Origin of the sequence: Trichocoleus sp. DQ-U1 (genome assembly GCF_039961925.1) — a bacterium.
Classification (GTDB): Bacteria; Cyanobacteriota; Cyanobacteriia; order Cyanobacteriales; family FACHB-T130; genus FACHB-T130.
Genome location: NZ_JAMPKB010000071.1, coordinates 1 through 14,755 on the forward strand (window position 1 = coordinate 1; position 14,755 = coordinate 14,755).

Below are 14,755 nucleotides of genomic sequence, written 5' to 3' on the forward strand. Positions count from 1 at the left end.
CATCGACAGAGCAAAAAAGTTCTTCTAGACTAAGCATGGGACGAGCCTGTAAAGCTGTTGTGTGATGACTTTTAGCTTACTCGCTTGTCCCCTCCTTATCCCGAACTCAGGTTATATACTGTTTTGACCTTTAAATCTGTGACTTCATCTTGTTCTTGAAGGGGGAAGCGAGTCATAGTTGCCTCTATCATTCGTTTGTAAAATTGCTAGGCGAGATGGAAGCGGTTTTTTTGTTATCTGAAATATTTTTGTTCTCATTTAATAGATGCAAGAGTCGATCGGGAGCATGGTTCCGTCGAATCCAGTCATTAGCGATCGCGCAGCTAACTCCCTGTAAAAATCCCTAAAATTCAGAAAATTTTAATTTGAACTGTATTCGATTACACCCTATGAAGATTTGTTACCAAATCTCTAATAGTATAACCTTGAAAATATATTGGTCAATTCGACTGACTCGACCACTTAGAACTCGACCACTTAGAAGAACAAAGATACGTAGTTGAGATTATGCAAGCAGAATACGCAGCGCGTCGCGAGCAGTTGATGGCGAAAATTGGCAACGGCACTGCCATCTTTCGGAGTGCCCCAGTGGCTGTCATGCACAACGATGTTGAGTACACTTTTCGGCAGGATAGTGATTTTTATTACTTAACTGGATTTAACGAACCAGAGGCGGTGGCAGTTTTAGCGCCCCACCATGCAGAACACCGATTTGTATTGTTTGTCCAGCCGAAGGAACGAGATAAGGAAGTTTGGACAGGATATCGCGTCGGGGTAGAAAAGGCAAAAGAATTCTATGGGGCGGATGAAGCTTACCCGATTGCAGAACTAAATGAGAAACTACCTCAGTATTTAGAAAAAGCCGACCGGATTTATTATCATTTGGGACGCGATCGCGCTTTCAATGAGACTATCCTCACCCACTGGCAGCGGTTGATGGCGGGTTATCCCAAGCGGGGTACGGGACCCATTGCGATTGAAGACACCAATCCGGTGCTTCACGGGATGCGACTGGTGAAGAGTCCAGCCGAGATAGAATTGATGCGTCGTGCGGCTGACATCTCGGCAGAAGCTCACAACTGGGCGCGAGAATTCGCTCAACCGGGGCGTTACGAGTACGAAGTGCAGGCGGAGATAGAACACATCTTCCGAAAACGGGGTGGAATGGGGCCAGCTTATCCCTCAATTGTTGCCTCTGGCGCGAATGCTTGCGTGCTGCACTACATTGAGAATAATCGGCAGATGCAGGATAACGAGTTACTGCTGATTGATGCGGGTTGTTGCTACGACTACTACAACGGCGACATCACGCGCACATTTCCGGTCGGGGGCAAGTTTACGACAGAGCAGAAGATACTTTACGACATTGTATTAGAAGCGCAGTTACAGGCGATCGCGCAAGTTCAACCCGGAAATCCCTACAACTTAGGTCACGACACGGCAGTGCGTGTTTTGGTCGAAGGTTTAATCGATGTGGGACTTCTGGCGGGTGATATTGAAGAAATTATCAAAGAGGAGAAATATAAACCCTTTTATATGCACCGCACCGGACATTGGCTGGGTTTAGATGTCCACGATGCTGGTGTTTATAAGCACGGGGAAGAAGTTTGGCAGAGTTTGCAACCCGGTCATGTGCTAACAGTGGAACCGGGTCTATATATTGGACTGGATGTAGAACCAGCCGAGGGGCAACCTGCAATTAATGACAGGTGGCGTGGGATTGGTATCCGCATTGAAGATGATGTGTTAGTTACTGAATCAGGACATGAGGTACTGACGGCGGGGGTTCCCAAGTAGATTGGATTAAACTTTAAACTTCATCAAAATCCCTCATTATCCTCAAATCTACGGGTTTAGTGAGGGTATCTTTTTTTTGGAAACAGCCGAGGCGGAATCTGTTTGTTTGTTTCCAACTCGCGCCATCAGTCAAGCAGAATTACAGTTTTGTGTCGCAAAGCCCATATTTTCCCCCTTATCTGGGTAAAATCGCTGATAGGGGCAGCGTTGGGAGCAAGGCGGAGGTCTATGGTAATGCAAGGTGTAGAGAATTCCTCTAAGCAGGCGGAGCAGTTTCAACTGCTTCAAGCCCAACTGCGCGATCGCTGGCAGGGAGTCGATTTGTTCGACAGCGATGACTACGATATTTTAGTGATTCCTTCGGTCAGCCTTGACCAGCGGGAACTACTTAAAATTCAGGGCTTTCTCAATTATGAAGAGCGGCTGCTCTTTTCTTTAATTCGCCTGCGACACCCGCGCACGCGGCTGATTTATGTAACTTCACAGCCGTTACCGCCAATTGTGATTGATTACTACTTGCAGCTGTTGCCAGGAATTCCGTTTTCTCATGCTCGCGATCGCTTGTTACTATTTTCTACCTACGATTCCTCAGCCAAACCTCTCACTCAGAAGATTTTAGAGCGCCCTCGCTTGATGGAGCGGATGCGGCAAGCCTTGCGCCCCGAAAAATCTTACATGATCTGCTATAACTCGACCTTGCTAGAGCGAGATTTGGCAGTACAGATGGGCATTCCCCTTCTGGCGCTCGACCCCGATTTACTCACCTGGGGCACCAAAAGCGGCAGCCGGAAAATCTTTGCCGAGTGTGGGGTTCCTCATCCCGATGGCAGCGACAGTGTCTGGAATGCAGAAGACTTGGGCGTAGCAGCAGCCGAATTGTGGGAACGCCAACCGCAGTTAAAGCGGATGGTTGTCAAACTCAATGAAGGATTTTCCGGCGAGGGGAATGCGCTACTGGATCTCAGACCAATCAAAAATGTGGCACCCGGAGAAGCCTCCCATGCCGAAAGGGTTGCCGCGATTAGCGATCGCTTTTCCTCCTTAAGCTTTCAAGCCAAGGCAGAAACTTGGGAAAATTTTTCCAGCCGTATCCCAGAGTTAGGGGCAATTGTAGAAGCTTTTATTGAAGGAGAGCATAAGCGATCGCCTAGCGTTCAAGGTCGCATTGACCCCAATGGAGAGGTAGAAATTCTCTCCACGCACGACCAAATTCTGGGTGGCCCAGATGGTCAGATTTATCTCGGTTGCAACTTCCCCGCCGATGAAGCTTACCGCCTGCGCTTGCAGGACTTAGGATTGCGTGTGGGGCGAAATTTGGCAAAAAAAGGAGCTTTAGAACGCTTTGGGGTGGACTTTATCGCCTGTCATCACCCCGAAAAATCTGGCGAGCAGTGGGACATCCAAGCGATTGAAATCAATTTGCGGAAGGGCGGGACGACCCACCCGTTTATGACCCTCAAGTTTTTAACCAACGGTCGCTATGACAGTTCCACGGGTTTGTTCTACAGCCAACAAGGTCGCCCAAAATACTATGTTGCTACCGACAACCTCCAAAAAGAACGTTATGTAGGGCTGTTGCCGAATGATTTGATGGATATTATTGCCCACCAACGGCTGCACTTTGATACCAGTACAGAAACCGGCACCGTTTTCCATCTCATGGGTTGTCTTTCCGAGTTCGGCAAGCTGGGATTAACCAGTATTGGTGATTCTCTGCAACAGGCAGAAGAAATTTACAACAAAGTTGTGAAAGTCCTAGACGAAGAAACGAAAACTCGCCCTAGTGCTTCTTATTCGGCATCCTATCCCAGCCCTCCGATTGCTTGGAGTGGAAAGAGTTAAAGAGTTTGGAGCTAGCGCAACGCTTGACTGACTCAGATAAAAGTGATGTTAAGCGTTGCAGTGCAAAGCAAGGACTAAGTATATTTCCTTAACGCCATTGAGACTGGAAATAATCACACGAGAATTTCTTTGGGCTGCGCCAGAATAGAAACAACTCTTTTTTCTTGATCGCTAAATAATAGTGCTTTAAACGATTAGTTACTCAGTCCTCAGTCCTCAACCCTCAGCCCTATTTTAAGCGGCAAAAACTGAGCGCCAAAAGCCTATACTAAACATCGCTCAATCGTTGATAGAACAGATTTCGCTAATGATGAGAGGTCATAACCGCCCTCAAGACCAAAAACAATGCGACGAGTTACTTGCAGACAATAATCGGTAAATAACCCATAATCTTGCGGTTGCAGGTTAATACTAGCTAATGGGTCATCTGCATTCGCGTCATAACCAGCACTGACTATCAGCAAATCTGGCTGAAAATTGGTTAAAAAGGGTACAATCTTCTGCTCAAAAAGCGGTTGGTATTCAGTGATTGTGCTGCCAGGAAACATGGGGAAATTCAGCACATTGTTGTGGATACCGCGTTCGGAAGCTTGTCCGGTGCCGGGATAGCAAGGAGATTGATGCAAGGAACAGTAGGCAATTTGGGGGTGGGTTTCTACAATATTTTGCGTGCCGTTGCCGTGATGAACATCCCAGTCGAGGATAGCAACGCGATTGATGCTGGGTTGTTCGAGGGCATAGTAGGCTGCGATCGCTGCATTGGAAAATAAACAAAACCCCATGCCATAATTGCGTTCTGCATGGTGTCCGGGGGGACGTGCCAGCACAAAAGCTGGGTTATTGGTAGCGAGGACGCGATCTACCCCATCCAGCCACGCGCTGGCTGCAAGCATTGCCACATCGTAACTCCGAGGGGAAACGAGGGTATCGCCACCATCCAAATATCCGCCACCATTCTGGGCAATCTGCCGGACTTTCTCAATGTGTTGTTGAGTGTGGACTTGTTGTAAAATCGGCGCGATCGCACGGTTCTCTACTGGCGTTGGCAGCTGCCATTCAATTTGAGCTGCCCAAGGCGCAGCTTTTAAAGCGTTCACAATTGCCGTCAGGCGTGCGGGTCGTTCTGGGTGGGATCGACCCGTGTCGTGATCGAGAAACTCATCTGAGTAGATTACAGGCAGCATAGTCCGAGAAAGGTTGGCAACACCAGGATCAATCATAGGCAGCATCAATGCTTTCTGGCATTATCTGCACCTTGCTTAATCCCGTTTCAAATCATCCCTCAAATCTTCACCTTCGTTGTACATTTGAGGTGCCACCGCCGGGTTATTCTTCAGTTCACCTGGCTCTACATTCAACAGAGTTTCGTTGATTGACGGAGGCTGTTTGATCTTAGCGATCGCTTCTTTCACTTCTGGGTCTAGTGCTTCTTCTTGTTCGTTCATCTCTTCATCTTGAGAAACTTGTTCAGCGCTCATATATATTTACCCAAATAGGTTTAACTGTCCGTGACTCAGCTTAAACTCCTCCGTGGGGAGACATACACTGTCTTGAGGCTTAAATTTTAAAATGCCGTCTGCCTTATCCGTCCTCTCTCGCTTCTCCTGGATCATCCAACAGAAACTTATCGCGTAGATAAGTTGTTCATAACTAACCTCAAAATTTTGTATCTTATGATTCAATTTATGAATAAAAAAGTATAACTTTTACGCCCGATTGCGGAGTCTGGGCGGAGGAGAAAACTCTTTTACCTGCAATAGCGAGGAAATAGCAGTGTCACCAAAAAAGCCCAACCCCCCCGATCGCACTCAACGCTGGAGATTTCCTCAACTTTTTGGCTTGGCAAAGCGAAATCCTCTGATGATTTCACGCTGGGTCTTACGCTGGACGGTTCTCGGTACTGCTTGTGGCTTATTCGCTGGGTTGTACTGGAACGTTCTGGAGTTCTTGATTCACATCCTTAACCGGGTTGAAGGGCCGACTCTACTGCTGGTGATGCCACTTGCCGGGTTGCTAATCGGCTTGGTGATTTATTTTCTAGGGAATCCCGGTGAAATTGCCGTACTTGTTGATAATATCCACTTTCGCGGCGGACGCCTGGATGCGACCAAAAATCCCTCGATGATTCTGGCGTCCCTATTGAGCATCTCGGCTGGGGGCAGTGCTGGCCCAGAAGCACCGCTGGTACAAGTCACCGGCTCTTTGGGAACTTGGGTCGCTGACCGCTTAGATTTGCAGGGAGAAGACCTGCGATCGATGAGTTTAGCGGCGATGGCGGCGGGCTTCACTGCTTTATTTGGCGCACCTCTGGGCGGTGCCATGTTCGCCTTAGAGATTTTGCATCATCAACACGTTTTGGAGTATTACGAAGCAATTCTGCCAGCAATTGTGGCGAGTTGCGCGAGTTATCTAGTTTTTGCGGCAATTACCAAACTGGGGATTGCCCCAACTTGGCATTTTCCCCAGTACACCCTCGACAACATTGATGATTTTGCGATGGCGATCCTGTACGGAGTGATTGGAGCCATAGCCGGATGGCTGTTCATGAGCATTTTTCGAGGATGCGATCGCCTTTTGGCTCGAATTCCCGGCCCCATTTATGTACGGACGACTTTTGCTGGTTTAGGATTGGGCATTTTAGCGACTCTTTTCCCCCTCACCCGTTATTTTGGACACGAAGAGTTAGCAGAAGTCCTTGAGCATGATTTTTCAATGGCTTTCTTGTTAACGCTAGCAATTGCAAAAATGGTGGCGATTTCCATCACAGTCACGGGTGGTTGGCGGGGTGGGTTTATTATCCCGATCTTTTTCACGGGTGCTTGTATCGGCAAAGCGATCGCTCTATTGATTCCGGGACTGAATCCTGCCCTTGCCATGATTTGCGTTATGGCGGCTTTTAATGCATCAGTAACGCGGACGCCCGTAAGTACGACTTTACTGTTGACGAAACTAACGAACATCAGTCCGTTAACGCCTGTCTTGTTTGCCAGTTTGATTGGCTTTTTTCTGGCTCCCAAAGCACCTCTGATTACGGCTCAACTCAAAACGCAGCAAGAAGCGATCGCTGAGTAACCAAAGTCAGTTAAAAGATTATTAATTCTGGATGGTTTGGGGCGAATAGCAAAACGGATTACTAGCCACAAACGATTCGCCATTAATCATTAGGAATTAAGCCGGAACTAACGACCCAGAAAGACCAAAATGTGATAAAATTTTAATAGAATTTGTCATTATTTGGAATTAAGGCGGAAGTTATTGCAAGCCTTTGCATATTATCTGCCATTTTTCTATACTTTTGGAGCTTTTTCACAGTATGACCACTTCCCCGGAGCGGATTATCCCCACGGATTTAGGGAGCGAGATGTCCCGGTCTTACCTGGAATACGCGATGAGCGTAATTGTTGGTAGGGCACTCCCAGACGCTAGGGATGGTCTGAAACCCGTACACCGGCGGATTCTCTACGCCATGAATGAGCTGGGTCTTACCCACGATCGACCTTTCCGCAAATGTGCCCGTGTGGTGGGGGAAGTGCTGGGTAAATACCATCCTCACGGTGATACAGCGGTATACGACGCCCTAGTGCGGATGGCGCAGGATTTTTCCATGCGCGACCCGCTGATTAACGGACACGGCAACTTCGGCTCGGTGGACAACGATCCACCAGCGGCAATGCGATACACCGAATGCCGCTTGCAAGCCCTCACAGGGGTTGCCCTCCTCCAGGATATTGAAGCGGAAACAGTAGATTTTGGGGATAACTTCGATGGTTCCCAGCAAGAACCGCTGGTATTACCCGCACGCATTCCCCAGATGTTGCTCAATGGTTCTTCGGGGATTGCCGTGGGAATGGCAACGAACATTCCCCCGCACAATCTGGGAGAGTTAATCTCTGGATTGATCGCCTTGATCCACAATCCAGAGATTACTGACCTGGAGTTGATGCAGTATATTCCTGGCCCAGACTTTCCGACAGGGGGGCAAATCCTGGGAGTTTCTGGGATTAAGGAAGCCTATACGACTGGGCGCGGTTCGATTACAATGCGGGGTGTTGCCCAGATAGAAACCATTGAACATCGGGGGCGTCCTGACCGGGAAGCAATCATTATCACTCAGTTGCCTTACCAAACGAATAAGGCGGCGCTGATTGAGAAAATTGCCGAAATGGTGAATGAGAAGAGGCTGGAGGGAATTGCTGATATTCGGGATGAAAGCGATCGCGATGGAATGCGGATTGTCGTAGAACTCCGGCGAGACGCTTATCCCCGCGTTGTCCTGAATAACCTCTACAAGCAAACCCCCATCCAAGCAAACTTTGGGGCGAATATGCTGGCGCTGGTAAATGGGGAACCCCAGTTACTCAGTATCAAGAAATTCCTCACCGTTTTCCTAGATTTCCGGATTGAGTGCATCACCCGTCGCACCCGCTACGAATTGCGGAAAGCAGAAGAGCGAGACCATATGCTGCAAGGGCTGCTGATTGCCCTGTTGCACCTGGATGCAATGATTGAGCTAATCCGCAGAGCCGCCGACACCCCAACCGCTAAAGCGGAAATGATGGAGACTTACGGGTTGTCTGAGTCGCAAGCGGATGCGATTTTGCAGATGCAGTTGCGACGCCTGACAGCACTGGAAGCTGAAAAAATTCGCTTAGAACACGAAGAGTTACAAGCGCAAATTGCTGATTTGCAGGATATTTTGGCGAACAAAAGTCGCATCCTGGAAATCATTGAAAATGAAGTGTCGCAAATCAAAACCACCTTCGCAACACCGCGACGAACCACCATCGAACACGCGGAAGGTGAGATTGATGACACCGATTTAATTGCCAACGAAAAAGCCTTAATTCTGCTAACAGAGCAGGGTTATATCAAACGGATGCCAGTCAACACTTTCGAGGCGCAAAGCCGCAATACGAGAGGGAAGAAAGGCACTGGCATGAAAGAGGATGATGGCGTTGAGCATTTCCTCACCTGCTGCGACCACGATAGCGTTCTATTTTTTAGCGATCGCGGTGTCGTTTACTGCCTCAAAGCGTACCAAATCCCAGCCTCGTCTCGCACAGCACGGGGTATCCCAATTGTGCAAATGCTGCCCATTCCGCGAGACGAGAAAATCACCTCCATCGTGCCGGTTACAGAGTTTACCAGCGATGAATATCTGGTGATGCTGACCAAGGGTGGTTACATCAAAAAGACAGAACTGTCTGCTTTCGGCAATATTCGGGCAAATGGCTTGATTGCGATTTCCCTGGAAGAAGGCGACCAGTTGCGGTGGGTGCGAAGAGCGAGAGCCGATGATAGCATCATCATCGGATCGCGACAAGGAATGGCAATTCACTTTAGAACCAATCACGAGCAACTGCGGCCCCTCGGTCGCGCCACGCGAGGAGTCCGGGCAATGGCTCTCCGCAATGCGGATGAATTGATCAGCATGGATATCTTGCCAAGTCAAGTGGTTGCGAAGATCGTCGAGAGTGAGGAGTCGGAAGCAGCGGAAGCATTGGAAGCAACCAGTGAAGACGCCCCTATCACCAATGGTCAAGGGCCGTGGGTGTTGGCGATTACAATGGGTGGATACGGTAAGCGAATCCCGGTTTCCCAATTCCGCCTGCAAAATCGAGCCGGGATGGGGTTAGTCGCGACGAAGTTCCGGAAGCCGAAGGATCGACTCGCAGCATTGCGGGTAATCAATGAAGGCGATGAGCTAATGATGGTGACGAACCGAGGCATTATCATCCGTCAAGCAACCGATGCGATTTCCCTGCAATCCCGGATGGCGACTGGAGTCCGGGTGCAACGCCTGGATGAAGATGATGCGATCGCTGCTGTTGCCTTAGTACCCCCCTCGACTGACTCGACTGACTCGACTGATGATGAGGAAGAAGTAGAGAATTAAAAATTAAAAATGCAAAATTAAAAATGAAGAAACTACCTTTTTTAATTTTTAATTCTGCATTTTTAATTTCTCTGGTAGGTGGCATCTTGATGGGGGTGACAACAGCTCCTATCCAAGCATGGCCCCTAGCTTGGATTGCCTTAGCCCCTCTGTGGATTTTAATCCTTAAAAAGGGAGAATTGAAACTTAAAAAAGGAGGAGAAACTTCTTCATTTTTAAGTTTTAATTCTCCCTTTTTAATTGGTTTAGCGTGGGGGATTGGCTATCACGGCGTTGCTTTATCTTGGATTACCGGGATTCACCCGATGACGTGGTTAGGGGTTCCCTGGCTGGCAAGTTTAGCGATCGCATTCTTTTGTTGGACTTTCATCACCCTTTGGGGAGCCGTATTAGTTGCAATTTGGGCGGCTGTTCTGGCTTTCCTCTGCAAGCCAGAAAGCAAAACTTCTTCATCCTTACTTCGTCTTTTGATTGGCGTTGGTTTGTGGTGCGGACTTGAAAGTCTTTGGGCTTCTGGATCGCTATGGTGGACTTCCCTTTCTTATACCCAAAGTCCTCACAACCTAGCTATTTTACACCTCGGTCAAATCTCTGGCCCTAACACAGTAACCGCAGCAATTGTAGTCGTTAATGGCTTAATTGCTGAAGCATGGATTAACCGCAAAAAACACATAAGATATAGAGAAGAAACAGATTTTTCCACTCCTTCCTCTGCGTCCTTTGCGCCTAAAGCGCTAACGCGCATGGCTTCGCTAGGGCGGTTCGTTCTTCATCCAGGTTATTTAAGCATTGCGGCTGGGTTATTAGTAGCGTTACATCTAATCGGATTTGGGCTGTATAGCCGTCCCTTGATTCAACCTCCCCAAACTGCATTAAAAGTAGGAATTATTCAAGGAAATATTCCCAATAAACTCAAATTCGATCCGATTGGCTGGCGTCGTGCAATCGAAGGCTATACCAGCGGCTACAAAACTTTAGCGGACGAGGGAGTTGATGCTGTTTTAATACCAGAAACAGCATTACCCGTCCAATGGACGCAACCCAGTTGGATTCGAGATTCTTTCTTACAAGCAATTTTGGATAAAGGTGTAGTTGCTTGGGTAGGAACCTTTGGGGAAGAGGGAAATGATTATACAAATAGTCTTTATACGATTACGGGTACTGGTGAAACTTTTAGTCGCTACGACAAAACCAAGTTAGTGCCTTTAGGGGAATTTATTCCCTTTGAAAAAGTTTTAGGGAAACTAATTGATAAACTTTCTCCTCTCGATGCTCACTTAATTCCTGGCAAAACAAATCAAATATTTGATACACCCTTTGGACGCGCCATTGTGGGTATTTGCTATGATTCCGCCTTTCCTGAACTGTTCCGGCGTCAGGCGGCTGCGGGTGGGGAATTTATCCTCACAGCGTCTAATGATGCCCATTACACCTCTTCAATGATGGCTCAGCATCACGCTCAAGATTTGATGCGGGCAATCGAAAGCGATCGCTGGGCTGTCCGCGCTACGAATACTGGATTTTCTGGCGTGATAGATCCTCACGGGAGAACCTTGTGGATATCTAAAATGAATACTTACCAGCTACACGTAGCCACAATTTATCGACGACAAACACAGACTTTATATGTGCGTTGGGGCGATTGGTTAACACCCGTTTTGTTGGTGTTGGGAGCGATCGCTTGGTTCTTCACTATCTTCTGGCGAGATAATCAGCGGGGAAGATGATGGCAACCCTACCGCTACCCGTTTACTTTTCGCTTAGTGTACTCATAAAGAATAGCGATCGCTCGGTGTAGATCCAGATTCTCTGGCTTAAAAAATATTGCAGATATAGAGTAATAGCCTACTTCTTCAACTTTACTTATCATCGCTTGTAGAATTGCCCTGATTCTCCGCCATCTGCTGCACATCAGCAATCATTTGCCTAACCTTCTCTGCATTTGGAGAAGTGAGTTGTTGAAAAACTGCTAAAGATTCCTGCAAGTAGGTTAAGGCTGTAATAAAATTTTTTTGAGTATATGCTAATAACTGCCCTATGTTCATCAAAGCTAATGCTTGAAATTCCTCTTCACGCAGGTAATTCCAACATTTAAGAGCCTGCTGATAAAACTCAATTGCCTGTTGATATTGCTTTGAGAAAATGTAAATATAACCCAGAGTATGCACAGCTACGGCTTCAAGCTGGCGCTCACCAATTTCCTGTGTTATTTTCAGACACTGCTGATAAGACTCAATTGCTTGCTGGTACTGCTCTAGGGCATTGTAAACATCGCCCAGATTGCTCAGAGTTATGGCTTCAAATTTACGATCGCCGATTTCCTGTCTAATTGCCAAGCACTGCTGATAAGACTCAATTGCTTGCTGGTACTGCTCTAGAGCATTGTAAACATCGCCCAGATTGCTCAGAGTTATGGCTTCAAATTTACGATCGCCGATTTCTCGTACAATTGCCAAGCACTGCTGATAAGACCCAATTGCTTGCTGGTACTGCTCTAGAGCATTGTAAACATCGCCCAGATTGCTCAGAGTTATGGCTTCAAATTTACGATCGCCGATTTCCTGTCTAAATTCCAAGCACTGCTGATAAGACTCAATTGCTTGTTGGTACTGCTCTAGAGCATTGTAAACATCGCCCAGAGCATTCAAAGCCATACCTTCAATTTTGCGAGTACCGATTTCTCTTGCAATTGCTAAAGACTGCTGATAAGACTCAATAGCTTGTTGGTACTGCTCTAACAAAGAATAAGCATCGCCCAGAAAATTCAGAACTATGGCTTCAAACACGCGCTCGCCAGTTTCCCGTGCAACTTCTAGTGATTGCAGGAAGAAAGCCATCCCTTGCTCAACTTGCCCCTGTTTGACATAGATAACTCCTAATTGAAACAGAACAGTCAATTTTTGTTTTTTTAAATACTCATTTTTATTTACTAAATTAAGTGCTTTTTCCAGGTATTCTGTCGCTTTTGTGAATTCATCCTGGCTACGGTTTGCCTCTCCTAACTGAGTCAAAATATCAATCCGAGTTTGTAAATTATCTTCGGTTTCATGACAACCAGAAGGGCTATATTCCATCAAAAGTCTATGTAACAGATCAACTCGATCTTGTTTTTCAGGCAATTCTAACTCATCGTAGATTTTTTTAGACTGTAGAGTTTTGGAAAGAGCATCATCTTTAGTAGATTGAACTGTATTAAAATGAAAAACACCTGATTTCCACGCCCAAAAATCAGGTGCAAATTTAGCTAAACGAGTAATCGCATAATCTGGTAAGCAAAAAAGGATAGGATGAGGGATGCTTTTAGTGAAGGCATCTCGAACAAAGTTGAGATCCTGTAGCACGGGGGGGTATTCCCCAAACATCCCAATTGATTTTTCTAACCCTTGCAAAATTAAAACTAATTTTTTATCCGAGTCAATATTTATATCTGGAAACTTTTGGATTATTGCATCCCTCAAAAACCGCAGTTCCGGGTTGTCAAAATTTAGTAATTCAAGCTGAATTTCTTCGCATCTATGATGCTTTTTGAGTGCTTCTATTAAAGTCCCTAAATCTTTATAAAAATTAATCTCTATAAATCCAATTGTAAACCCTTCAGCAAAATCCAGGAAAGTCAACAGTTCAGATAACTGCTGCTGATTTATAGAAATAAATGTATCGACATCTGAATCTAATTCAGATAACTCTATATAATCATTAAGAAGATTGGAGAGCTTTTTGGAAGGCATCTATTTGCTTAATTACTGGGTTAACGTAATTCCACCGATTGTTGCCGTTATATTCTAAAACAGATGTATTAAACAGCATCAATTGCCCTATCTCATCTTTATTAATATCTTTATTTATGCACACTTGAGCTAAGAGAGGATAGTGTTCTGTAGGAATAACCCGCTCAAAGTTAAATTGCTCCTGCTTAACTGCATAGGTGACATCTTCCAGCGTAATTTTATTGTGACCGCGAGTGCTAGCCGTTTGGCAAGCAGTCCGCATCATCTGCATTAACTGACGGACATGACCACCGCTGGCTTTTGCCAAATTTAGTAAGGGTTCGCGGGATTCAAATACAGCCTCAATTTCGACTCGATGCTCAATCAAACTGGTAACCGCGTCTAGGGCTTTTTGGTTATAGTCTAAATCTACGCGATCGCGTTCAAACTCATAAATATTTACCATTGGCACAATGTTGGGTTTATCGAAAGCGTTATTTAGGTTTTTTTCTGAATAAAGTATAGAAATAGGTACTGTGTAGATAATTGTGCAATGTAGTTCTTGCAACTGTGCTGCATAGTCAAAAAACAAATGATTGCCAACATTTGGCGGCACTCGGTCTAGATTGTCAAAAATTATTAAAAATCCTTTGGAATGCGGAAATTTAGTTCGTAATTTTTTATAGCCATCTGTAACCAAAAGATTAATATCACTTTTGAGGCGAGAAATATCTTTTTCTAGAGCTTCTCTAATTGATATTTTTTTCTTTTCAGAACCTTTGATTTGAGCAGTTACTTTAGCTAATACTTTAGCAATAAAAGGAATCTCTGCACCTGCTTCTGCTGTTGTTTCTATACCAACAGAGTTTTCTATAGTTGTTTCAGTCTCTTCAGTAATATCTTTAAACCAGGACTCAAAGCTATTTAGCAGTTGAGCATCAAACTTTAAACCCAAAGTGCGTAATTCATACTCAACTAGCTTGATAATCACCAAATACAAATCTGTATAACGGGCATCGTTAATATCAATTTCTTCATCGGATTCTAAGTAAATCACCCGATAATCACGTTCCCATCGGCTCTTAATGCGTCTCAGCTCTGTACTCTTACCGCAGCCTCTATGCCCTGTAAATAAAAGTGTGGTAAATTCGCCAGCTTCTTGAAAGTCCAAAATGGTACTAACATCTTCAACCGCCTGAGTTTTTCGTACCGTTGATAGGTGAACATAGTATCGCTCGATGTTTTCACCTTCTAGCGGACGTACATCACAAACCCGATACGCAGCTTTAAGAGTCGTAGTACGATTGGGAGGAAGTGGAGTCATCAAGTTAGCCTAATTGTAGTAGCTGAATAGAGCTATAAAAATTCATATAGCCAAATTCTAGGCGATTTTCTGTCCCATCTCAAACCTAATCGTGTCTTGCAGCAAAATCTACAAAAGCGATGAGCAAGTAGCGCTTGTATGCATACGCTTCGCCTCCCTCCTTCTCAAAATCCAGCAAAGAGCGATCGC

Annotated in this window: 9 protein-coding genes; 5 read left to right on the forward strand and 4 right to left on the reverse strand. The window is 45.9% G+C overall.

The genetic code is table 11. From position 1 onward, the window contains the following. Positions 1-507 precede the first annotated feature (507 nt). Positions 508-1,797 (forward strand): aminopeptidase P N-terminal domain-containing protein, encoded by a 1,290-nt coding sequence (locus NDI34_RS22290; RefSeq protein ID WP_348233867.1) that lies wholly within the window; start codon positions 508-510, stop codon positions 1,795-1,797. 234 nt (positions 1,798-2,031) lie between these two features. Then, positions 2,032-3,639, forward strand: a complete 1,608-nt coding sequence (locus tag NDI34_RS22295) for a peptide ligase PGM1-related protein (RefSeq protein WP_190430613.1) — start codon at positions 2,032-2,034, stop codon at positions 3,637-3,639. A 263-nt stretch (positions 3,640-3,902) separates the two neighbouring features. Here the strand turns inward: NDI34_RS22295 and NDI34_RS22300 are convergent, their stop codons facing one another. Together NDI34_RS22300 and NDI34_RS22305 are read right to left on the reverse strand one after the other, a co-directional pair. Beyond that, the gene (locus NDI34_RS22300) at positions 3,903-4,823 is read right to left on the reverse strand and encodes a histone deacetylase (RefSeq protein WP_348233875.1); all 921 of its coding nucleotides are present in this window, start codon (positions 4,821-4,823) and stop codon (positions 3,903-3,905) included. A 75-nt stretch (positions 4,824-4,898) separates the two neighbouring features. Next, positions 4,899-5,117 (reverse strand): hypothetical protein, encoded by a 219-nt coding sequence (locus NDI34_RS22305; protein WP_190526198.1) that lies wholly within the window; start codon positions 5,115-5,117, stop codon positions 4,899-4,901. Positions 5,118-5,412: 295 nt separating this feature from the next. Here NDI34_RS22305 and NDI34_RS22310 point away from each other — a divergent pair, with 295 nt between their 5' ends. From NDI34_RS22310 to lnt, 3 genes are all read left to right on the forward strand, one after another. Further along, a complete protein-coding gene (locus NDI34_RS22310) occupies positions 5,413-6,711 on the forward strand; it encodes a chloride channel protein (protein ID WP_348233868.1) in 1,299 nt (432 codons plus the stop codon). A gap of 241 nt (positions 6,712-6,952) precedes the next feature. Beyond that, complete coding sequence (gene gyrA / locus NDI34_RS22315) at positions 6,953-9,535, forward strand: DNA gyrase subunit A (RefSeq protein ID WP_348233869.1); 2,583 nt, start codon at positions 6,953-6,955, stop codon at positions 9,533-9,535. A gap of 23 nt (positions 9,536-9,558) precedes the next feature. Next, positions 9,559-11,262 (forward strand): apolipoprotein N-acyltransferase, encoded by a 1,704-nt coding sequence (lnt, locus tag NDI34_RS22320; RefSeq protein WP_348233870.1) that lies wholly within the window; start codon positions 9,559-9,561, stop codon positions 11,260-11,262. Positions 11,263-11,394: 132 nt separating this feature from the next. On the opposite strand, the gene NDI34_RS22325 is transcribed toward lnt, so the two are convergent. Next, positions 11,395-13,263 (reverse strand): tetratricopeptide repeat protein, encoded by a 1,869-nt coding sequence (locus tag NDI34_RS22325; RefSeq protein ID WP_348233871.1) that lies wholly within the window; start codon positions 13,261-13,263, stop codon positions 11,395-11,397. Beyond that, on the reverse strand, positions 13,232-14,566 hold the full coding sequence (locus NDI34_RS22330; protein WP_348233872.1) for an ATP-binding protein: 1,335 nt from the start codon (positions 14,564-14,566) through the stop codon (positions 13,232-13,234). The genes NDI34_RS22325 and NDI34_RS22330 overlap by 32 nt, the downstream gene beginning before the upstream one ends. Positions 14,567-14,755 lie beyond the last annotated feature (189 nt).

What these genes read in the sequence shown, in the direction of transcription:
- NDI34_RS22330 (WP_348233872.1), bottom strand. Translation starts at nt 14,566, where the DNA reads ATGACTCCACTTCCTCCCAATCGTACTACGACTCTTAAAGCTGCGTAT.
- NDI34_RS22290 (WP_348233867.1), top strand. Translation starts at nt 508, where the DNA reads ATGCAAGCAGAATACGCAGCGCGTCGCGAGCAGTTGATGGCGAAAATT.
- NDI34_RS22325 (WP_348233871.1), bottom strand. Translation starts at nt 13,263, where the DNA reads ATGCCTTCCAAAAAGCTCTCCAATCTTCTTAATGATTATATAGAGTTA.
- NDI34_RS22295 (WP_190430613.1), top strand. Translation starts at nt 2,032, where the DNA reads ATGCAAGGTGTAGAGAATTCCTCTAAGCAGGCGGAGCAGTTTCAACTG.
- NDI34_RS22305 (WP_190526198.1), bottom strand. Translation starts at nt 5,117, where the DNA reads ATGAGCGCTGAACAAGTTTCTCAAGATGAAGAGATGAACGAACAAGAA.
- NDI34_RS22300 (WP_348233875.1), bottom strand. Translation starts at nt 4,823, where the DNA reads ATGCTGCCTGTAATCTACTCAGATGAGTTTCTCGATCACGACACGGGT.
- gyrA (WP_348233869.1), top strand. Translation starts at nt 6,953, where the DNA reads ATGACCACTTCCCCGGAGCGGATTATCCCCACGGATTTAGGGAGCGAG.
- lnt (WP_348233870.1), top strand. Translation starts at nt 9,559, where the DNA reads ATGAAGAAACTACCTTTTTTAATTTTTAATTCTGCATTTTTAATTTCT.